Genomic DNA, 19,138 nt, shown 5'->3' with positions numbered 1-19,138 from the left:
CAGAAATGACAGCACTTCCTAAGCCATACATAAGTGCAGGACGACGCTTTTCGCCAATCGCGCACCACTGGTCACTCCACTTTATATTCGCGGCGTGACCAGCGGGAACAGCCTCACCCCCGGGGCCAGGCACCCCCAGTTCGGGGGAGTGGGGAATCTACAGCCCCATGACCGACTTCGCGATGAGGAAGTAGATGATCAGACCCGTCGCATCCGAGAGCGTCGAGATGAACGGGTTGGAGAACACCGCCGGGTCCGCACCGACCTTCTTCGCGATGATCGGCATGACGCCACCCACCGTCGCAGAGAAGGTACACACCATGAGCAGGGTCGAACCGATGACGATGCCGATGTTCAGGCCGTAGACCACGGTGGCCAGCAGGAAACCGATGCTGCCGAGCACCGCGCCGAGCAGCATGCCCACGCGGATCTCACGCCACGCCACGGACACGACGTCCCGCGGTCGCACGTCACCGAGCGCCAGGGCGCGGGTGACGGTCGTCGCCGCCTGGTTGCCGGTGTTACCGCCGGTACCGGTCAGCAGCGGGATGAACAGGCTGAGCACCACCGCCGCCGCCAGGGTGTCCTCGAAGGTGTCCAGGACCTGGACGGTCAGCAGCGCCGAGACCGCCAGCACGAGCAGCCAGACGATACGCGACTTCACGATCTTCACCAGCGGAGTCGACAGGTAGGGCTGCTGCAGCGGCTCGTGGGCACCGGAACGCGCCGTATCCTCGGAGTCCGCCTCCTCGACGATGTCGACGGCGTCGTCGAAGGTCAGCATGCCCACGAGACGCTCTGAGTCGTCCACCACCGGCATGGCCAGCATGTCCAGCGGCAGGAACCAACGGGCCGTCTCCTCCTCGTCGTCATGCGCGTTGGCGAACACCGGCTTGGACATCAGCTCGACGAGCCCCGTCGACCCTTCCGCCGTGAACAGGTCACGCAGCGAGACCACGCCGACGAGCAGCCGGTCCCGCGAGATGATCGGCAGGGTGTAGATCGTCTCCGCCTCATTGGCCACCCGGCGCAGCTTCTCCAGCGCCTCGTCGACAGTGAGGTCCTCGTAGATGTGCGGCACCTCCGGTGACATGCGACGACCGACCGACCCTTTCGGGTACCCCAGGACCACGCCCGTGATGTCACGTTCGGTGTCGTCCAGGGTGCGCATGAGGCGTTCGGCGATCTCGGCCGGGAGTTCGTCGAGAAGCGAGACACGGTCATCCGGGTCCAGCTCCGCGAAGAACTCGTAGACGGAGTTGTCGCCCAGCGCGTCGATGAGATCGGCCTGATGGGCCGCGTCGAGGGCGTCGAAGACCTCGATCGCGCGGCGCCGCGACAGCAGCCGCAGGACCACCGCGGCCCGCGTCGCGGAGGAACGCTCCACGAGGGCGACGACATCCTGGATCGGAGGTTCATCCAGCAGCACCGACAGTTCGGCCGCGCGTTCCGGCGGAACCCCCTCATCGGAACGGATGATGCGCTCCAGGCGCTCGAGAACGTTGACGTCGGTCATGATGACACCTCCCGGCATTTCGGGGTCCGCTCCCCGCGGACCCATCCGCAGGCCCACGCTACCCCATCGACCACCGGAAACGGCCCCTGCGGGAGGGGCGGGGCAGGGCGAGTCCGTTGTCATGACAGTCCGTGCGAAAGTGGATGTCACGAGTCTCGCCCAACACCACGTCTCCACACGCACAGACTGTCCGCCGGCGTGAATCCGAGATGAATGCTCCACGTCAGCCCGATATCGCAAACGAAACCCTCACATTTGGTCCGGCCCCAAGGTCCAATTACTGGTCACCTACCGGAACCCATGGGCACACCCGGCCCTCCCGCCCACCAGACGCCCTTGCGCATGATCATCGGGTGGACTCCCAGCGACGAGGGACACAGCGCCAGTTAGCCCGCGATCACGACTCTAGGGGCCGCCAGAAGGGACGGGTTCTCTTTTGCCCATGTGCGGAATTCCACGGGGACAACCTGTGGCCAGCCTCCGCAGTCCGGGGAGACGTACACCTACACACGCGAGCAGAACTCACTACAGCCGGCCACCCCGAGACCTCAGCTTCGTACAAATCTGCGTCAGCAACACCGACACTCACTGGTTGACGGCCACTCACAGCGGCAGAGCAGCCCTGCCGGGGATTTGATCAGCGACCGGACCGCAATCAGCGAACATGCAGATTATCCACAGCATACTTTCGGGGGGTAAACAGATAGCACCTATCGTTGATACAGCTGAGTGGTCGGTAGCATCAGCGCGTGACGTCGATAGCCTTTCGGTCGTCAACACCATTTCCACTGGTTAACAGCCAGTACTGGAAGACAGGAATACATGATGCGAAAGCTCTTTGCAGCGACGTTAGCCGTGGCTCTCGCCACGACTGGAATTACCGGGATCCCGCACGCTGCGGCATCTAGCAGCCTCAGCAGCGCTCCCGCAGTTACCAACTACGGTGACGCACAAAAGGTTCTGGACACTGTGCTCGACGGATACGTCCGCCACTTCCGCACACGGGGATACAACCACAGTGCAAGTGCAGACAATATCGCCCGGCTCTACTCCGAGGCGACACCTGTCGTACGCGAACAGATCAAGAAGGATGCAGCTGCGCGCGGAATCGAAATCGAGACGGTGGTTTTTCCCACCAATTCATACGAGTCCCGCTACCGAAAGCTCGTCGACGTCTCTCCGGAGCCCAACGTCGGCAAGCAGTACGGAGCCTATGTCCAGCTCAACCAGTACCTCATCACTGCGACTCTCGTCTATACGCGATAGTCACCATCGAAAGGAACTAAAATGGAATTTCTCGCTCAGGCTACCGAGCAGTGGGCCGCAATGACTGGCCTCCCCGGCGACAGCTGGTTCGCCGTCATGGGTGCCGCGATTCTGTCCAGCCTTCCCGGATTCTCTGAGAGCTTCGCTCAGATGTCAGTCGGAGGTGGTCTTCTCTCGGCATTGACCTCTTCCGAGATCTTCAGCTCCTGACCTACACGGAAGCCGGGGCTTGACCCCACAATCGAACAGCCGACCTCCCGTGAGGGTGGTCGGCTGTTTTCCCTGTAAGTCCGGATTTCTCTGCTCGAGGGTGTAGTTCCGGTAGGTGGCCACACATGCTTCCAGTTGACGTAGACGAGCCATGAAGTCGGAGCCGCTACAACGACCATCCCGTCCTGGCCGTGTTCCTCGGCCCGGACGTCACCACCGTGGACACAAGCACCAGCATCATCCTCGCGGAGTTCCTCATCGACCCGACAAAGAGGTACCAGCAAAAAATTTCAGGGCCTCCCACCGACAACGGTGGAAGGCCCTGAGAGGAACGATGTCGCGGGACATACCGGAAGTATGTCCCACGACATCACATCGTGCGCCCGGAGGGATTCGAACCCCCAACCTTCTGATCCGTAGTCAGATGCTCTATCCGTTGAGCTACGGGCGCGCGGAGACGAGAGGATTCGAACCTCCGGCCCGCCGCAAAGCAGGCAACTCCTTAGCAGGGAGCCCCATTCGGCCACTCTGGCACGTCTCCAGCTCCACCAGTTAATGGTGCAACTGCAGGAATCCTACCCGCCCGGAAGCCCGGAGACCAAACCGCCTAGAATCAGGCCCATGATCCGCCCTGACCTTGCCGCCATGCCCGCCTATGTCCCCGGAAAACGTCAGCCAGACGCGTTGAAGCTGTCCTCGAACGAGGTCGCCACGCTGCCGCTGACCAGCGCCGCGGAGGCGATGGCGGAGGCCGCCGCAGGAGCGAACCGCTACCCGGACATGTTCTCCACCGACCTGCGGGAGGCACTGGCCGCGCACCTCGACCTGACCCCGGAGCAGGTGACCGTCGGCTGCGGCTCCTCGGCGCTGTGCCAGCAGCTGGTGCAGATCACCGCCGGCCCGGGCGACGAGGTCCTCTTCGCGTGGCGCAGCTTCGAGGCGTACCCGATCTTCGCGCAGGTCGTCGGCGCGACGCCGGTGGCGGTCCCGCTTCTCGACGACGGCCGCCACGACCTCGACCGCATGGCCGAGCTCATCACCGACCGCACGAAACTCATCTTCCTGTGCAACCCCAACAACCCCTCCGGCGCGGTGATCACGCAGGACGAGTTCGACGGCTTCATGGAGCGGGTCCCGGCGAATGTCGTCGTCGGGCTGGATGAGGCGTACTTCGAGTACAACCGCGCCGGGGACACCGTCGTGGGTACCGAGGCGATCGCGCGGTACCCGAACGTCGTGGGCCTGCGGACCTTCTCCAAGGCCTACGGCCTGGCGGGTGTGCGCGTCGGCTACGCCTTCGGCTCCGCGGAGCTCATCGCGGCCCTGAACAAGGTGTCCGTCCCCTTCGCCGTCAGTGCGGTGGCGCAGGCCGGTGCGCTGGCCAGCCTCGACAGCGCCGATGAGCTGCTCGAGCGCACCGAGGAGACCGTCGTCCAGCGCGACCGCGTCGCCGACGCCCTCGGCGCCCGCCGCAGCCAGGCGAACTTCATCTGGCTGCCGGGCGTCGACTCCGAGGACGTCGCCGCCCGCCTCGCCGCGCAGGGTGTTCTCGTGCGCGCCTTCCCGGAGGGCGTGCGCATCACCGTGACCACTGAGGAGGAGGCCGACCAGCTGCTGGCGGCCTGGGAGAAGGCGGGACTGTAGGCCATGATCCGGCTGCTGCTGAGCATCGTCACGACGGCGATCGCACTGTTCCTGGTCACCCGCGTCGTGCCGGGCGTGGACGTCACCCCGCCCGACGACCCGTGGGCGTTCATCTGGGTGGCCCTGCTGTTCATGGTGGTCAACGCCGTGGTCAGCCCGCTCGCCCACGCGCTGGGCACGCCGCTGAAGATCCTCACGCTGGGGCTGTTCTCGCTGGTCATCAACGCGCTGCTGTTCATGTTCACCGGCTGGCTCTCCGGCGTGCTGGGGCTCGGCCTGTCGGTGGACGGGTTCGTGGCGGGGCTGCTGGGCGCGGTGGTCATGGGGGTGGCCACGTGGGCGCTGGGCCTGCTCACCGGGGCGGTCACGCCGCGGAGGTAGCCGGGCCTGCCCCCAGGCTGTTCCGTGTCACACCCACAAAGAACCTCAGGGTCGTCCACCGCTACCGGTGGACGACCCTGAAGGAACGATGTCCCGCGACATCACACTGCGGAGACGAGGGGATTTGAACCCCTGGAGGTGTGACCCTCGCTGGTTTTCAAGACCAGTGCATTCGGCCGCTCTGCCACGTCTCCTCAGCGGAGAACTCTACCCGAGCCACCCCCGTGCCCGGAACTTCCCTACCCTGGTAACGCATGAAGGCTATTCAGTTGACCAATCCGGATGATCCGCGTTCGCTCGAGCTCGTCGAGACCGAGCTCCCCCAGCTCAGGGACGGGGAGGTGCTGGTGAAGGTGCAGGCCGCGGGCGTGAACCGCGGTGACCTCCTGCAGGCCCGCGGCTACTACCCGCCGCCGCCCGGCGAGTCCGAGATCATCGGCCTGGAGTGTGCCGGCGTCATCGAGGACCCGGGCACCACCGGGCGCCGGAAGGGCGAGGCGGTCGGCTGCCTCATGGCCGGCGGCGGTTACGCCGAGTACGTGGCGGTCCCGGAGGGGCAGCTCATGCCGATCCCGGAGGGCTACTCCCCCACCGAGACGGCCGCGATCGTCGAGGTCGCCTGCACCGTGTGGTCGAACCTGGGCATGCTTGCCGACGTCCGCCCCGGCCAGACCGTGCTCATCCACGGAGGGGCGGGCGGTATCGGCACCTTCGCCATCCAGCTGTGCAGGGAGCTCGGGGCGACCGTCGCGGTCACCGCCGGCAGCGCGGAGAAGCTGGAGACCTGCCGTGAGCTGGGCGCGGACATCCTCATCAACTACCGCGAGCAGGACTTCTCCGAGGAGCTCAAGGGGAAGTGCGACGTGATCCTCGACATCATGGGCGCGAAGTACCTGCAGCAGAACCTGCGTGCACTCAACGAGGACGGCCAGCTCATCATCATCGGCCTGCAGGGTGGCGTGAAGGCGGAGATCAACCTCGGGGCGCTGCTGCCGCGCCGCCTCACGGTCCGCGGCACGACGCTGCGCGCCCGCTCGCTGGAGGGCAAGGCGGAGATCGTCCGTTCGGCCGTCGAGAACGTGTGGCCCATGCTTGCCGACGGCCGCATCTCCCACCACATCCACGCCACCTTCCCCCTCGCCGAGGCGGCGGCGGCCCATGAGCTGCTGGACTCCGGCGCGGTGACCGGCAAGATCGTCCTGGAGGTCTGACCGGACCCTACGCCAGGGAGGCCACGACCCGGGTGAGGTGCTCGAGGTCGTGGCGGGTGCTGAACGGGCTGAGGGAGACGGTCACGGCGCCGCCGACCTCGTCGACGCCCATGTCGGCGGTCAGGGGGCAGGGCGGCAGGATCGTCGTGACCAGGCCGTTGTCCAGCAGACGCTGGTGGACCGTCTCCGCGGGGACGCCCCGCACCGCGAAGGACACCCGACCCACGCGGTCACCCCGGCCGCCGTCCCCGGCCTCCCCGGACACCCCGAGGATGTGGACCGTCGGCAGGGCCCCCAGCAGACCGGTGAGATCGTGGGTCAGCCCCGCGAGGTAGCCCGCCAGCTCCCGCTTCGAGGCGTGCAGGCGGGTCCGGCGGGTGCCCACCGCGTCGGTGAGCTCCGCGAGATGGTCGATGAGCGACGACACGCCACCGGCCAGGCCCGGCGCGACCGGCACGTCGAACACCGGGTCCAGACGCCGGAACATCGCCGGATCGCGGAACACCAGCGCCGCGACCTGCGGCCCACCCAGGGCGGCGAGGTCGACGGCGACGATGTCGGCGTCCCACTCGGTGACGTCGAGGGGGCGGTAGGGCAGGTACGCGGTGGCGTCGGCAAGCACCCAGGCGCGGGAACGCTCCCGGGTGAACTCGACGATGTCCGCTACCGGGGCGACCGTGCCCAGGTGACCGTGCGCCGCAGACACCGCGACGAGGCGGGTCGAACCGTCCACCAGATCGCGGTACTGCGAGGCCGGCAGGGCGCCGGTGCCCAGGTCGGGGCGGGCCCAGCGGACCGTCGGCGCCACCTCCGCGAAGGGGTCCTGCAAGCCCGGGGAATCCGGGCCCGAGAGCACCACCGACGCGCGGCGCAGCAGCGGGCGCATCGCACGCGCCAGCACCAGGTAGAGCATCTCCAGGCTCGGGCCGAGGAGCACCCGCTCGGGGGTCGCGCAGACGAGGTCGGCGATGGCGAGGCGGGCGTCGTCGAGAAGCGCATCCCCCTGCAGCCTGCCCGGCTCCATCGCGCGGGAGTGCGAACCCGAGGACTGCTCCACCTCCGCGGGGGCGGACGCCAGACGGAAGGAACGCGACACCGCCGCCGAGACCCGCTCCGGGATCTGCGGACACTGGTGCGCATTGAGGTAGGTCCACCCATCGCCGAGGGACAGATACTGCCCCCGCACCCTGGCGACGTCAAAGACCATCTTCTGCAACTCCTTCCGACACGTCCGTCCAGTATGCCCCTTTCACCCTCTCCATGCACCATCGCCCCCGGAGCCGAAGATTGCCACCGAAACCGCTGGTGAACGGGCATTAAACCCGACTCTACACGCGTCATTTTCACACAGAATTCACAGAACGCGCCCCAGCCGGAGGCGGGTGTCCGATTCCGCGCCCCACAGCGATAGGGTGGTCTGTGTGCAGGAACAACCCCGGACCCGAGAACAGTTGCGTGCCGACGTCGCCCGCATGACCACCAGCGCCGTCACCGACCCGCCGGCCTCCCAGTCGACGACCTTCGGTGCCGCCTGGCACGACCTCGTCCGCGGCTTCCGGCAGCACGAACTGTGGCTCCAGCTCGGCTGGCAGGACATCAAACAGCGTTACCGACGCTCCACGCTCGGCCCCCTGTGGATCACCATCGCCACCGGCGTCATGGCGCTCGCCCTCGGCCTGCTGTACTCCATGCTCTTCCAGATCCCCGTGGCGGAGTTCCTCCCCCACGTCACCGTCGGCCTCATCATGTGGGGATTCATCTCCGGCTGCATCAAGGACGGCGCGGACATCTTCATCGACAACGAGGGTCTGATCAAACAGCTCCCCTCCGCCCTGTCGGTGCACGTCTACCGCCTCGTGTGGCGCCAGGCCCTGTTCCTCGCGCACAACCTGGTCATCTGGGTGATCCTCATGATGATCTTCCCCCGCGCCCTCGGCTGGGAGGTGTTCCTGGCGATCCCCGCGATGGCGCTGCTCATCGTCAACGGCGTGTGGGTGACCATGCTCTTCGGCATCATCGCCACCCGCTACCGGGACGTCGCCCCGCTGCTCGAGGCGATGGTCCAGCTGCTGTTCTACGTCACCCCGATCGTCTGGACCACGCAGACCCTCAAGGAGCAGGGCGGCGACATCGCCCAGCGCGCCCTCCTCGCCGAGATCAACCCCCTGTTCCACTACATGGAGATCATCCGCGCCCCCCTGATCGGCCAGCCCATCGCCGCCTACCACTGGTGGATCGTGCTGAGCTGCACCGTCGTCGGTCTGCTGCTGGCCCTGCTCGCCATGAAGCAGTGGCGTTTCCGCGTGAGCTACTGGGTCTAGGAGGACTCCCTTGGTATCCATCGACACCTACAACGCCTGCGTCGACTTCCCCATCTTCGACGCCAAGTCGCGGTCCATGAAGAAGGCCCTGCTGTCCACCGCCGGCGGCGCCATCGGCCGCAACGCGGACAACACCGTCGTCGTCGAGGCGCTGCGTGACATCAACCTCCACCTCAAGGAGGGCGACCGCGTCGGCCTCGTCGGACACAACGGCGCCGGCAAGACCACCCTGCTGCGGCTGCTGTCCGGCATCTACGAGCCCACCCGCGGCTCCGCCGACATCCGGGGTCGCGTCGCCCCCGTCTTCGACCTCGGCGTGGGCATGGACCCGGAGATCTCCGGCTACGAGAACATCATCATCCGCGGGCTCTTCCTCGGGCAGACCCGTAAGCAGATGAAGGCCAAGATCGACGAGATCGCCGAGTTCTCCGAGCTCGGCGAGTACCTGAACATGCCGCTGCGCACCTACTCCACCGGCATGCGCGTCCGCCTGGCCCTGGGTGTGGTCACCTCCATCGAGCCGGAGATCCTGCTTCTCGACGAAGGCATCGGCGCCGTCGACGCCGCCTTCATGGCCAAGGCGCGGGTCCGTCTGCAGGAACTGGTCAAGCGTTCCGGCATCCTCGTCTTCGCGTCCCACTCCAACGACTTCCTCGCGCAGCTGTGCAACACGGCGCTGTGGATCGACCAGGGGCAGATCCGCAAGGTGGGGCTCGTCGACGAGGTCGTGGAGGCCTACGAGGGCAAGGGCGCGGGGGACTACGTCCGCTCACTGCTACGGCGTTTCGACGCCGAGGGCGAGTAGCCCGCGGTCGATCCGCGGTGAGGATGCCCCGTCCCGGCTCCGGGGAAGCGCGGTGCTCACCGCCGATCGACCCCGCCCCACCCTGCAGCCCCCGCCCCGGCCACCTAGAGTGTCGCCGGGGGGATCACACATGGATTTCGGGGACCACACCGTCGTCGATTCCGCGCTGCTGCGGGGACGGGGACTGACACAGAGACAGATCGAACGGCTCGTGGCCAACGGGCACCTGCACCGGGTGGAGCAGGGTCTGTTCACCACCAGGAAGCCGGAGGGTCTGCTGCTCCTGCAGGCCCTGTGCCACCGGCGGCCGAACCTGGTGTTCACGGGGCGCACCGCCCTGGAGCTGCGGCGGGACCAGCCGCTCACCCTGCCGGTGCAGGCGCTGGTGCCGCGGGGCAGGTCGAGCAACAGCACTCCGCTCCTGCAGTTGCGGCGGCGCAAGGAGCCCCGTTTCCGGCAGGTCCGGGGTCTCCGGCTCGCGCTCCCGGCGGTGTCCGTGGCGGATGCGGACGATCTGCCCGACGGGGAGCTCATCGCCTACCTCGAGTCCGAGTTCGCGGGACACCAGGGGAAACGGCAGCTGGAGGCCGAGGTCGCGTGCATGCCCCGGGTGCCGGGGAGGTTCCGGGCGCTGGTCTCGCGGGCGTCCATCGGGGCCGACAGTGAGGCCGAGCGGCAGGTGGCGCGGGCGCTCAGCGCCCGGGGTCTCAGGGTGGAGCAGAATGTCCTGCTGGGCGGCTACTACTTCGACATTCTCCTGCCGACGGCGCGGGTGATCGTGGAGATCGACGGCTTCCGGTACCACTCCGCGGAACGCCGGGAGACCTTCGTCCGGGACCGGTGGAAGGCCAACTACGCGACCCGTCACGGCTACCGCGTCCTGCGTTACTCGGGAAGCTGCGTGCGGCACCACCCGGAGGAGATCGTCGCGCAGGTGGTCGCCGCCGTCGAGGGGCTGGCGGAGGAGCTGGACACGGAGAGCACACCGGTGTGGGAGTGGCACGACATCCTCACCGGACAGCCTCCGGTGAACGCTGAGATGGCACAATGACCACCATGGTCAACCCCGTGATCCCCCACCTCACCCGCGACGATTCCGTGGCGGCGGTGATCGTCACCCACCGGCGCGTGGAGCTGCTGCGTGCCTCGTTGGAGCAGGTGGTCAGTCAGTCGCATCCGGTGCGCTGGGTGATCGTGGTGGACAACGGGTGCGAGGCGAGCGTCGAGAAGCTCGTGACGGAGCTCGCGGGCGAGCGTGCCGTCTACCTGCCGAGCCGCACCAACCTGGGCGGTGCGGGTGGTTTCGCGTACGGTTTCCTCACCGCGCTGGCGTTGGGGGCGGACGCCATCTGGTGCGCCGACGATGACGGGCGTCCCGCCGACGCCGGGGTGCTGCGCACGCTTGTCGACGTCGCCGAGCAGCACCAGCTCCACGAGGTCTCCCCCACCGTGTGCAACATCGACGACCCCTCGAAGCTGGCGTTCCCGCTGCGGCAGGGGCTCGTGTGGCGACGGCGCCGGGAGGAGCTGGAGGGTGATTTCCTGGAGGGGATCGCGAGCCTGTTCAACGGGGCGCTCATCAAGGCGCGGGCGATGGAGATCATCGGCGTGCCCGACTACCGCCTGTTCATCCGTGGTGACGAGGTCGAGTACCACCGCCGTCTGGTGCGTTCGGGGCTGCGTTTCGGCACCGCGCTGACCACGGCGTACCTGCACCCGGACGGGTCCGACGAGTTCAAGCCGATCCTCGGCGGGCGGATGCACACGCAGTACCCGGACAACGAGTCCAAGCGCTACTTCACCTACCGCAACCGCGGCTACATCATGAGCCAGCCGGGCATGCGGAGGCTGCTGCCGCAGGAGTACGCGCGCTTCGGCTGGTTCTTCCTGGTGCAGGAGAGGGATCCGCGGGGCTTCCTCGAGTGGCTGCGGCTGCACCGCCAGGGGCGCAACGAGCGTTTCACCCGCCCGGCGTAGCTACCGGAAGATGAACGCGCGCTGCACGATGAAGTTGATCACCGTGGCGGTGCCCTGGGCGATGACGAACGCGACGACGATCGCCAGCGAGTTGTTCCACTCCCAGCCGGTGAACAGACCGTAGAGCAGGGCGTGGAGGCCGACGTTGACGAAGTACGTCAGCGTGTACAGGCCGGCGACCATGAGGAAGCGGCGCATCGACGGCTGCGCCTGGAAGGTCCAGCGGCGGTTGATCAGGTACGCGGTGATGGTGCCGAAGATGAAGCCGACGGAACGCGCCAGGACGGGGCCGGCGCCGAGGAGGACCTGCAGAGCCCAGGTGAGGCCGAGGTCGACGACGGCGGAGATGGCGCCGGAGATAATGAAGCGACCGGCCTGGGTCTGCAGGCTCATGCCGGTGACCTCCACGTCGGAGTCCCCGGGGCGGTCGGAGGAGAGAGTGGACACGAGCTAACACCCTACTCTGCGGCGTGCTCCCGTGGTGGGGCGTCGCGGAGCAGCTCCCGGTAGATCTCCAGGCGGTCGACGGGTGAGCGGGCGTGGGAGCCGTAGCCGCCGACGTCGGCGAGCAGGGTGAGCGACTCGACGCACAGCTCGCGGACGCGAGCGCCGGTCAGGGGGGTGCCGTCGTCGTCCTCCCAGCCCAGGGCGGACATGGTGGTCTCGAGGATCTGGTTGCCGAGGGCCTCGTGCCCCATGCAGGCCAGCGCGAGGACGACCGTCCAGAAGGCGTCGCGCCCCGCCGGGTCCTCCTCCACGGGCAGGCGGCGCAGCAGTTCCACCGTGCCGCGTGGCAGCCCTCCCCCGCGCAGGAGGTCGAGGGCCTGCAGGAGGGGCACGAAGTCGAAGATCCCGGAGCGGGTGATGATGTCGCGTACCGCCGGTTCCGTGACCTCCAGGACGGAGCGGATCGTGGTCGTGCCGGTCAGCGCGGCGTTGATGCCGGCGAGGTCGAACTCGCGGCCGCCGAAGGCCCCGGAACCGCCGACGCAGAGGGCGCGGGGGGTGCCGTCGTCACGCGGGTAGGACTCGACGGCGCTGAGGGTGACGTCCCACAGCCCGAAGTGGTAGCTGATGCGGTCCCCCTCGACGGCGAGGTGCCGGTGGATGGGGTCGGCGGCGTCGAGGCGGGCGTCGCGGTCGTCGGCACGCGAGAAGTGCCACGGTGTGGGGCCCGGGGCCTCACAGAAACCGAAGGTGGTGCCGAGGATGTCGTGCAGGTCCGCGAGGTGCAGGGCGTCGTTGAGGCCGATGTGCCGGTGCACCTCGGCGTCGGCACGCACGTGGGACGCCTGGAGGATGACGGTGCGTGGCTGCCGCTCGCCCTGCTGCCGCCGGGCACGCTCCGCACCCAGGTCGACGACCCGACCCGCGGAGCGTGCACCGTTGTTGGACATGCCACCAGGGTAGCGATTTTCAGGTCTCCAGCGGCAGGGGCCGCGTCTCCACCCCGAACTGTTCCTGCAGGTACTTCCGCGAGCGACGCTGCGACTCGATGGTGTGCCATGACTCGACGAGTTCGGCCGCGGCCATCGCATGTGCCCAGGCCACACGCCCCTCCGGCGCGCCGTGGTAGGCCTCCGCCAGCTGCCCGACGTCCGGGGTCGGGGGTGCCTCGAAACGCGGCAGCGTCAGCTGGGGGTTGGCCTCCTTCGCGGCCTTCGCCGCGGCGCGGTACCCCGCCAGCTGCTTCTCGACGCCCCTCCGGATCGCCTCCAGCCCCTCCCCACCGGTCTCCAGGACGTGGGCGTCGGCGGTGAGGTCCGCCAGGCGCGCCGGGTCCACGTCCCCCGGACCCAGCAGCCACGCGCCGGAGAGGATGCCCGACGCGGAGGGGGCGTCCGACGAGGTCTGCACGTGCCACACGGCGGTCACCGTGTCCTGCCTGTCGACGACCGCGATCACCGGATGCCTCATGCCTGCGCCACCCGCCTGCGGTGCGCCACCTCGGAGACGGCGAAGACGACGGTGGCGGCGAGCCCGCCGATCCACGTGTTCGGGCGGGCGACGCCCCGCCGGTGGAGCCAGGCGACGACGCGGCGCTGGACGGCGGCGTCGAGACGCGCCAGGACGAGGAGCACCAGCAGCGCGACGAAGATGACGGTCCACGTGGTGGCCGGGGAGGCCGTGGAGAAGTCCCCGGGCGGGGTGTCCGACTCCGGGCCGGGCACCGCCCCGATGTCACCGATCGACCGTCGCAGCTGGTCAACCATGACGGCCGGGTCATTCGCGGGGTCCTCGTCGAAGGAGTTGAGCACCGCCACGAGGGCCGCACCACCCACCACGACCGCTCCGGTGGCGAGGGCACGCGCCGGCCCGGAACGGACGTAATCCGGCAGTGCGACGGCGGTTCCCACCAGGCCCGCCTGGGCGACACGGCCGGCCAGGGTGTCATCGAGGCTGTAGTAATCGGTCATGCCCTAAACCCTAGTGTCTACGCTGGTGGCATGTTGTTCGGAAAGAAGAAGACCAGTGCCGGTGCGGACGAGTACGACGAGGAGCGCGACCTGCGGGAAGGCCGCTTCGTCGCCGCCGAGCAGACCAACCTCCCCCTCAACGACTTCATGACCAGGATGCTCGCCCAGGAGCTGCCGATCCTCGACAGCCACGACCGCACGGAGGTGTACCGCCTGCTGCGCGAGTACGCCGCCACCGGGGGCCCGGAGATCACCTCGCAGGAGGAGCTCCCGGCCGGGATCCGCGAGATCCTCGACCTCTGAGTCTCCCCGGAATCGCAGAAACTCCCGCTGTGGATGATCCACACGGGAGTTTCCTGCTTTCACCCCTTACGGGGCCCCGCTCATGGACAGGGCCACTACGAGGGGGAAGTATCCGGGCGTCTTACTTGAAGACGTCCACGATGGCGTCGAAGACAGCCACAACGCCAGCGAAGATGGTGTTGAGGACGGCACCTGCACCGGTGAGGGCTGCGGAAGAAATTTCGAAGATGTTCTCGACCATGATGGTCTCCTTTGCTTCTTGTTGATTCACACGTTCCGGTTGGTCCGTGCCTGTGCCTCCACAATCACACAGGGCCCCGATACATTTCAAGAGGCGCACGTGTTTTCAGGCAGCACAAAGTGGACCCTTGTTGAGGGCCTGAGTCAACAATGCAGTGGTCACGGCGCTAAAATCACACCAACCGCGCGGGCGAAAAAACTTCTCGGACCCGCGTCCACCTACCCCCATCCGGGGTGGAAACACCCGGCAGAGGGCTCCGAGGGCGCTGTGCGCGTTCCCAGGAGAGTTAACGCAAAAATAACACCCCTATCGTCAGTCCACAACCGGATGTTTCATTGTGGGCGAAACTGACATAGTTTTCCTACCCCCGTTCACCCCCGAAACGCCCCTGGACTGGGGGAAACGCCTCCCACGCGGCCCCCACCAAGCTGTCACCCACCTGTCAAGTGTCCGACGGAGCTGCCCCCGAACTGGACGCGCGGCGACAGAGACCTCTTTAACACCGCCGCCTCCCCGCTGGCGGAGGGGTGCAGGGCTACTCTGGAACGCGATACCCAGATCTGTCGAAAGAAGAATTCGCGAAGATGGAACTCCAGACCAAGTCCCTCACCGGCTGGGGCCGCACGGCCCCCTCGACGGCCCACGTGCTGTCGACCCCGGACGTCGAGAAGATCATCGCGGCGGTGGCCCAGGTGGCCGACGAGAACGCCGACAAGCCCGCCCACCTGCGTCGCGGCGTCATCGCCCGCGGCCTGGGCCGCTCCTACGGCGACCCGGCGCAGAACGGCGGCGGACTCGTCATCGACATGCCGGCGCTCAACAAGATCCACTCCATCGACCCGGACACGGCCCTCGTGGACGTCGACGGCGGCGTCACCCTCGACCAGCTCATGAAGGCCGCGCTCCCCTACGGCCTGTGGGTGCCGGTCCTGCCGGGTACCCGCCAGGTGACCATCGGTGGTGCGATCGGCCCGGACATCCACGGCAAGAACCACCACTCGGCCGGCTCCTTCGGCGACCACGTCGCCTCGATGGAGCTGCTCGTCGCGGACGGCCGCGTGCTGCACCTCGAGCCGGAGGGCTCCCCGGACGACCCGGACGGCACCCTGTTCTGGGCGACGGTCGGCGGCATGGGCCTGACCGGCATCATCCTGCGTGCGCAGATCCGCATGACCCGGACCGAGACCGCCTACTTCATCGCCGACGGCGACCTCACCCAGACCCTCGACGAGACGGTGGAGTTCCACTCGGACGGCTCCGAGCACAACTACACCTACTCCTCCGCCTGGTTCGACGCGATCTCCCCGGAACCGAAGCTGGGCCGTGCCGCCATCTCCCGCGGCTCCCTGGCCACGCTCGACCAGCTCAAGGAGCTGGCTCCGAAGCTGGCGAAGGACCCGCTGAAGTTCAACGCCCCGCAGCTGGTCACCGTGCCGGACATCTTCCCCTCGTGGACGATGAACAAGCTGTCGATGATCGCCATCGGTGAGCTGTGGTGGCTGAAGTCCGGCACGTACCAGAACCAGGTGCAGAACCTCACGCAGTTCTACCAGCCGCTCGATCTCATCGGTGAGTGGAACCGCGGCTACGGCAAGAACGGTTTCCTGCAGTACCAGTTCGTCGTGCCGACCGACGCCGTCGAGCCCTTCAAGGAGATCATCCGCGACATCCAGCGCTCCGGGCACTACTCCGCGCTCAACGTGTTCAAGCTCTTCGGCCCGGGCAACCGCGCGCCGCTCTCCTACCCGATGCCGGGCTGGAACGTGTGCGTCGACTTCCCGATCAAGAAGGGGCTCAACGAGTTCCTCGACGACCTGGACCGTCGCGTCATGGAGTTCGGCGGCCGCCTCTACCTGGCCAAGGAGTCCCGCACCTCCGCGGAGAACTTCCACCAGATGTACCCGGGTATGGAGGGCTGGCTGAAGACCCGCAACGAGATCGACCCGACCGGCGTCTTCGCGTCCGACATGTCCCGTCGCCTCGAACTGCACTAGCCCACGAGAATCAACACAGGAGTCACACACACCATGCTCAACGCAGTGGGCCAGGCCCAGAACATTCTGCTGTTCGGCGGCACGTCCGAGATCGGTCTCGGCATCGTCTCCGAGTTCCTCCGACGCGGTCCCGCCCGCGTCATCCTCGCCGCCCGTGAGGATTCCCCGCGTATCGACGCCGCCGTGGAACAGGTCCGCGCCGCCGGCGCCACCGACGTCGAGGTCATCGACTTCGACGCCACCGACTTCGAGTCGCACCCCGACGTCGTCGACCTGGCGTTCTCCAACGGCGACGTCGACGTCGCCATCGTGGCGTTCGGCACCCTGGGCGACCAGGAGGCGCTGTGGCAGGACCAGGCCGCCGCCGTCGAGTCCGCCCAGATCAACTACACCGGCCCCGTGTCGGTGGGCGTGCTGCTCGGCCAGCGTTTCCGGGAGCAGGGCCACGGCACCATCGTCGCCCTGTCCTCGGTCGCGGGTGTCCGCGTGCGCCGCTCCAACTTCGTCTACGGCGCCTCCAAGGCGGGCCTCGACGGCTTCTACACCCAGCTGGGTGAGGCTCTGCGCGGCTCCGGCGCGAACGTGCTCGTCGTCCGCCCGGGCCAGGTCCGGACGAAGATGTCGGCCGGCGTCAAGGAGGCCCCGCTCACCGTGGACGTCGACGAGGTGGCGAAGGCCACGGTCGAGGGCGTCATCAAGGGCCGCGACATCATCTTCGTGCACCCCGCCTTCGAGGCCGTCTCCGCGGTGTTCAACGTGATCCCGCGTCAGATTTTCCGCAGGCTACCCTTCTAGGCATGTCGACTGCCACCGAGGAGTACACCACCGACCGACTGAGCAGACGGGGCGTCCTGACGGGCCTCCTGGCTGCCGGGGTCGGTGGTGGCGTGTTCACGTTCGCCGCCTGGTTCATCCTGCGGATGACCAGCTGGCCGGCGTTCAACACGTCGAACATGACGTACGCGCTGTCCACGGCGGCGACCCTCCTGCTGCTGGCGGTCGTCGGAACGCTCGTCGTCCTGTGGGCGCTGGACGAGCAGCGGGCGGCGCGGCGTCGGGAAGCGGAGCTGGAGTCCCATGAACCGGAACCCGGCCCCGACGGGAACGTCGGCCGGACCGTGCCGGACCTGGTGCTCCACCGGCCGCGGTGGCGGGTCTGGCTGACCTACCTGGTGTCGTACCTGTCGCCGGCGGCGCTGATCGTCTCCACGACGGCGATCCCGCTGTCCTCGACACGTCTCTACCTCGACGGCATCCACATCGACCAGGGATTCCGCACCCAGTTCCTCACCCGGATGGCCACGACGCTGGCCAACCAGGACATGAACTACATCGACCTGCCCACCTACTACCCGCTGGGCTGGTTCTGGCTGGGCGGCCGGATGGCGAACCTCCTCGGCATGCCGGGCTGGGAGGTCTACCAGCCGTGGGCGCTGGTCTCCCTCGGCGTCGCCGCCTGCCTGCTGGTGCCGGTGTGGCAGCGGATCACCGGCTCCCTGCCTGTCGCGGTGGGCATCGCGCTGGTGTCCACCGCGGTCATGCTGGTCATGGCCTCGGAGGAGCCCTACGGGGCGGTCGCCGCCCTGGGCGTGCCCGCCGCCACCGTCCTCGCCGGCCGGGCGCTGCGGGGTTCCTGGTTCGCCCTCGTGGGCACCGCGCTCTTCCTCGGTGTCTCGGCGTCGTTCTACACGCTGTACACCGCGGTCGTGGCCCTCTCCGTGGTCGCCCTGGGCACCGTCTTCGCGATCCTGGTGCTGCGTTCCTGGGCGCCGATCATCCGGCTCGTCGTGCTCGGGTCGATCTCCCTGAGCATCGCGGCGCTCGTCTGGACGCCGTACCTGTGGCTCACCGTCACCGGGCACCCGACGGACGGCTCCACCGCCCCGCACTACCTGCCGGTCGAGGGCGCCCAGATCCCCGCCCCGTTCCTCTCCCTGTCCCTGGTGGGTGTCCTCTGCCTCATCGGCCTGGTCTGGCTCGTGCTCCGCTTCTCCACGAACGACGCCCGCAGCATGACCATCGGCCTCATCGGTTTCTACCTGTGGTCGCTGGCGTCGATGATCGCCACCCTGGCGGGCACCACCCTCCTCGGCTTCCGCGTGGACACCCTCATCGTGCTGCAGCTGTCCACCGCCGGTGTCCTCGCTCTGGCCGAACTGCGCCTCTCCGGGCTCGACGTCCTCTACCCGGACCGGTTGCGGGCACGCGGGCGTCGGTACGTGACCATCATCATGGTCCTCATCCTCACCGCCGCGGGACTGCACTACGCGCAGCAGATCCCGGTGCAGAACCAGCGCGCCATCGACCGCGCGCACTCCGACACCGACGGCTACGGCGAACGTGCCGACCGGTACGCCGCGGACGCCGGCCGCTACTACGCGCAGATCGACGAGGAGATCCGCTCCCACGGACACGAACCGCTGGACACCGTCGTGCTCACCGACGAGATCAACTTCCTCGCCTACAACCCCTACTTCGGGTTCCAGGCCTTCACCAGCCACTACGCGAACCCGCTCGGCGAGTTCCGGGCCCGCAACGACACGATCCTGCGCTGGGCGGAGAGCTCGTGGGCGAGCTCCGCGGAGGAGTTCACCGCCACCCTCGACGACGCCCCGTGGCGCAGCCCGGACGTGTTCCTCCTGCGCGGCACGCTGGACGTCTCCGAGGATGCCGCGCCCAACGCCGGGTGGAAGTCCCACATCGCCGAGGACATCTACCCGAACAACCCGAACGTGCGTTACCGCAGCATCTACTTCGACCCGGACGTGTTCACCGGGGAGGACTGGGAGACCACCCAGATAGGCCCGTTTGTGGTGGCAACCCGGGTGAAGGGCGCGTCCTGACGTAGACTC

At 67.7% G+C, this 19,138-nt stretch carries 18 protein-coding genes and 3 tRNA genes; 12 read left to right on the top strand and 9 right to left on the bottom strand.

From position 1 onward, the window contains the following. Positions 1-157: 157 nt before the first annotated feature. Positions 158-1,516 (bottom strand): magnesium transporter, encoded by a 1,359-nt coding sequence (mgtE, locus tag B842_RS00795; protein ID WP_040087165.1) that lies wholly within the window; start codon positions 1,514-1,516, stop codon positions 158-160. A gap of 822 nt (positions 1,517-2,338) precedes the next feature. Here mgtE and B842_RS00790 point away from each other — a divergent pair. Next, the gene (locus B842_RS00790) at positions 2,339-2,782 is read left to right on the top strand and encodes a hypothetical protein (protein ID WP_040084647.1); all 444 of its coding nucleotides are present in this window, start codon (positions 2,339-2,341) and stop codon (positions 2,780-2,782) included. A gap of 588 nt (positions 2,783-3,370) precedes the next feature. On the opposite strand, the gene B842_RS00780 is transcribed toward B842_RS00790, so the two are convergent. Then, positions 3,371-3,443 (bottom strand) — tRNA-Arg (locus B842_RS00780). Position 3,444: 1 nt separating this feature from the next. Continuing rightward, a tRNA-Ser gene (locus B842_RS00775) sits at positions 3,445-3,533 on the bottom strand. A gap of 80 nt (positions 3,534-3,613) precedes the next feature. Between B842_RS00775 and hisC the strand changes: the two genes are divergently transcribed. Together hisC and B842_RS00765 are read left to right on the top strand one after the other, a co-directional pair. Continuing rightward, the gene (hisC, locus tag B842_RS00770; RefSeq protein WP_040084645.1) at positions 3,614-4,636 is read left to right on the top strand and encodes a histidinol-phosphate transaminase; all 1,023 of its coding nucleotides are present in this window, start codon (positions 3,614-3,616) and stop codon (positions 4,634-4,636) included. A 3-nt stretch (positions 4,637-4,639) separates the two neighbouring features. Continuing rightward, positions 4,640-5,017, top strand: a complete 378-nt coding sequence (locus B842_RS00765) for a phage holin family protein (RefSeq protein ID WP_040084643.1) — start codon at positions 4,640-4,642, stop codon at positions 5,015-5,017. Between the two features lie 109 nt (positions 5,018-5,126). On the opposite strand, the gene B842_RS00760 is transcribed toward B842_RS00765, so the two are convergent. Further along, positions 5,127-5,211: transfer RNA gene (locus B842_RS00760), tRNA-Ser, on the bottom strand. A gap of 60 nt (positions 5,212-5,271) precedes the next feature. Between B842_RS00760 and B842_RS00755 the strand changes: the two genes are divergently transcribed. After that, positions 5,272-6,228, top strand: coding sequence for an NAD(P)H-quinone oxidoreductase (locus B842_RS00755; RefSeq protein WP_040084642.1), 957 nt, complete (start codon positions 5,272-5,274; stop codon positions 6,226-6,228). 7 nt (positions 6,229-6,235) lie between these two features. On the opposite strand, the gene B842_RS00750 is transcribed toward B842_RS00755, so the two are convergent. After that, positions 6,236-7,435 carry an aminotransferase class V-fold PLP-dependent enzyme gene (locus B842_RS00750; RefSeq protein ID WP_040084641.1) on the bottom strand — a complete coding sequence of 400 codons (1,200 nt, stop codon included), beginning with the start codon at positions 7,433-7,435 and terminating at the stop codon, positions 6,236-6,238. A 265-nt stretch (positions 7,436-7,700) separates the two neighbouring features. Here B842_RS00750 and wzm point away from each other — a divergent pair, with 265 nt between their 5' ends. The 4 genes from wzm (at position 7,701) to glfT1 (ending at position 11,331) form a co-directional block, all read left to right on the top strand. Further along, positions 7,701-8,549: a galactan export ABC transporter permease subunit Wzm/RfbD gene (gene wzm, locus B842_RS00745; RefSeq protein WP_428839107.1), complete on the top strand. Its 849-nt coding sequence runs from the start codon at positions 7,701-7,703 to the stop codon at positions 8,547-8,549. A 10-nt stretch (positions 8,550-8,559) separates the two neighbouring features. Next, positions 8,560-9,354 (top strand): galactan export ABC transporter ATP-binding subunit Wzt/RfbE, encoded by a 795-nt coding sequence (wzt, locus tag B842_RS00740; protein WP_040084639.1) that lies wholly within the window; start codon positions 8,560-8,562, stop codon positions 9,352-9,354. A 130-nt stretch (positions 9,355-9,484) separates the two neighbouring features. Next, positions 9,485-10,405, top strand: coding sequence for a DUF559 domain-containing protein (locus B842_RS00735; RefSeq protein WP_052437646.1), 921 nt, complete (start codon positions 9,485-9,487; stop codon positions 10,403-10,405). Positions 10,406-10,410: 5 nt separating this feature from the next. Then, positions 10,411-11,331, top strand: coding sequence for a galactofuranosyltransferase GlfT1 (gene glfT1, locus B842_RS00730; RefSeq protein ID WP_040087163.1), 921 nt, complete (start codon positions 10,411-10,413; stop codon positions 11,329-11,331). On the opposite strand, the gene B842_RS00725 is transcribed toward glfT1, so the two are convergent. The 4 genes from B842_RS00725 to B842_RS00710 form a co-directional block, all read right to left on the bottom strand. Beyond that, entirely contained in the window at positions 11,332-11,724 is a 393-nt protein-coding gene (locus B842_RS00725) for a GtrA family protein (RefSeq protein WP_040087161.1), read from the bottom strand. Positions 11,725-11,789: 65 nt separating this feature from the next. After that, positions 11,790-12,728, bottom strand: coding sequence for a hypothetical protein (locus B842_RS00720; protein WP_040084638.1), 939 nt, complete (start codon positions 12,726-12,728; stop codon positions 11,790-11,792). Between the two features lie 19 nt (positions 12,729-12,747). Beyond that, a complete protein-coding gene (locus tag B842_RS00715; protein ID WP_040084636.1) occupies positions 12,748-13,248 on the bottom strand; it encodes a hypothetical protein in 501 nt (166 codons plus the stop codon). Next, positions 13,245-13,748, bottom strand: a complete 504-nt coding sequence (locus tag B842_RS00710; protein WP_040084634.1) for a hypothetical protein — start codon at positions 13,746-13,748, stop codon at positions 13,245-13,247. Before B842_RS00710 ends, B842_RS00715 begins: the two co-directional genes overlap by 4 nt. A gap of 30 nt (positions 13,749-13,778) precedes the next feature. Between B842_RS00710 and B842_RS00705 the strand changes: the two genes are divergently transcribed. The 4 genes from B842_RS00705 to B842_RS00690 all read left to right on the top strand — a co-directional run bounded on the left by B842_RS00705 (position 13,779) and on the right by B842_RS00690 (position 19,129). Next, entirely contained in the window at positions 13,779-14,051 is a 273-nt protein-coding gene (locus B842_RS00705; protein ID WP_052437644.1) for a hypothetical protein, read from the top strand. An 825-nt stretch (positions 14,052-14,876) separates the two neighbouring features. Beyond that, complete coding sequence (gene dprE1, locus B842_RS00700; protein WP_040084633.1) at positions 14,877-16,286, top strand: decaprenylphosphoryl-beta-D-ribose oxidase; 1,410 nt, start codon at positions 14,877-14,879, stop codon at positions 16,284-16,286. A 33-nt stretch (positions 16,287-16,319) separates the two neighbouring features. Then, a complete protein-coding gene (gene dprE2 / locus B842_RS00695; protein ID WP_040084631.1) occupies positions 16,320-17,081 on the top strand; it encodes a decaprenylphospho-beta-D-erythro-pentofuranosid-2-ulose 2-reductase in 762 nt (253 codons plus the stop codon). Positions 17,082-17,083: 2 nt separating this feature from the next. Further along, positions 17,084-19,129 carry a galactan 5-O-arabinofuranosyltransferase gene (locus B842_RS00690; RefSeq protein WP_040084629.1) on the top strand — a complete coding sequence of 682 codons (2,046 nt, stop codon included), beginning with the start codon at positions 17,084-17,086 and terminating at the stop codon, positions 19,127-19,129. Positions 19,130-19,138: the final 9 nt, after the last annotated feature.

It is taken from the genome of Corynebacterium humireducens NBRC 106098 = DSM 45392 (assembly GCF_000819445.1).
Lineage (GTDB): Bacteria > Actinomycetota > Actinomycetes > Mycobacteriales > Mycobacteriaceae > Corynebacterium > Corynebacterium humireducens.
This window is presented reverse-complemented; position numbering and strand designations above follow the sequence as displayed.

Excerpts from the sequence above, each read along its gene's own strand:
- mgtE (WP_040087165.1), bottom strand. The coding sequence starts at position 1,516 with ATGACCGACGTCAACGTTCTCGAGCGCCTGGAGCGCATCATCCGTTCC.
- B842_RS00790 (WP_040084647.1), top strand. The coding sequence starts at position 2,339 with ATGATGCGAAAGCTCTTTGCAGCGACGTTAGCCGTGGCTCTCGCCACG.
- hisC (WP_040084645.1), top strand. The coding sequence starts at position 3,614 with ATGATCCGCCCTGACCTTGCCGCCATGCCCGCCTATGTCCCCGGAAAA.
- B842_RS00765 (WP_040084643.1), top strand. The coding sequence starts at position 4,640 with ATGATCCGGCTGCTGCTGAGCATCGTCACGACGGCGATCGCACTGTTC.
- B842_RS00755 (WP_040084642.1), top strand. The coding sequence starts at position 5,272 with ATGAAGGCTATTCAGTTGACCAATCCGGATGATCCGCGTTCGCTCGAG.
- B842_RS00750 (WP_040084641.1), bottom strand. The coding sequence starts at position 7,435 with ATGGTCTTTGACGTCGCCAGGGTGCGGGGGCAGTATCTGTCCCTCGGC.
- wzm (WP_428839107.1), top strand. The coding sequence starts at position 7,701 with ATGACCACCAGCGCCGTCACCGACCCGCCGGCCTCCCAGTCGACGACC.
- B842_RS00735 (WP_052437646.1), top strand. The coding sequence starts at position 9,485 with ATGGATTTCGGGGACCACACCGTCGTCGATTCCGCGCTGCTGCGGGGA.
- glfT1 (WP_040087163.1), top strand. The coding sequence starts at position 10,411 with ATGGTCAACCCCGTGATCCCCCACCTCACCCGCGACGATTCCGTGGCG.
- B842_RS00725 (WP_040087161.1), bottom strand. The coding sequence starts at position 11,724 with ATGAGCCTGCAGACCCAGGCCGGTCGCTTCATTATCTCCGGCGCCATC.
- B842_RS00720 (WP_040084638.1), bottom strand. The coding sequence starts at position 12,728 with ATGTCCAACAACGGTGCACGCTCCGCGGGTCGGGTCGTCGACCTGGGT.
- B842_RS00715 (WP_040084636.1), bottom strand. The coding sequence starts at position 13,248 with ATGAGGCATCCGGTGATCGCGGTCGTCGACAGGCAGGACACGGTGACC.
- B842_RS00710 (WP_040084634.1), bottom strand. The coding sequence starts at position 13,748 with ATGACCGATTACTACAGCCTCGATGACACCCTGGCCGGCCGTGTCGCC.
- B842_RS00705 (WP_052437644.1), top strand. The coding sequence starts at position 13,779 with ATGTTGTTCGGAAAGAAGAAGACCAGTGCCGGTGCGGACGAGTACGAC.
- dprE1 (WP_040084633.1), top strand. The coding sequence starts at position 14,877 with ATGGAACTCCAGACCAAGTCCCTCACCGGCTGGGGCCGCACGGCCCCC.
- dprE2 (WP_040084631.1), top strand. The coding sequence starts at position 16,320 with ATGCTCAACGCAGTGGGCCAGGCCCAGAACATTCTGCTGTTCGGCGGC.
- B842_RS00690 (WP_040084629.1), top strand. The coding sequence starts at position 17,084 with ATGTCGACTGCCACCGAGGAGTACACCACCGACCGACTGAGCAGACGG.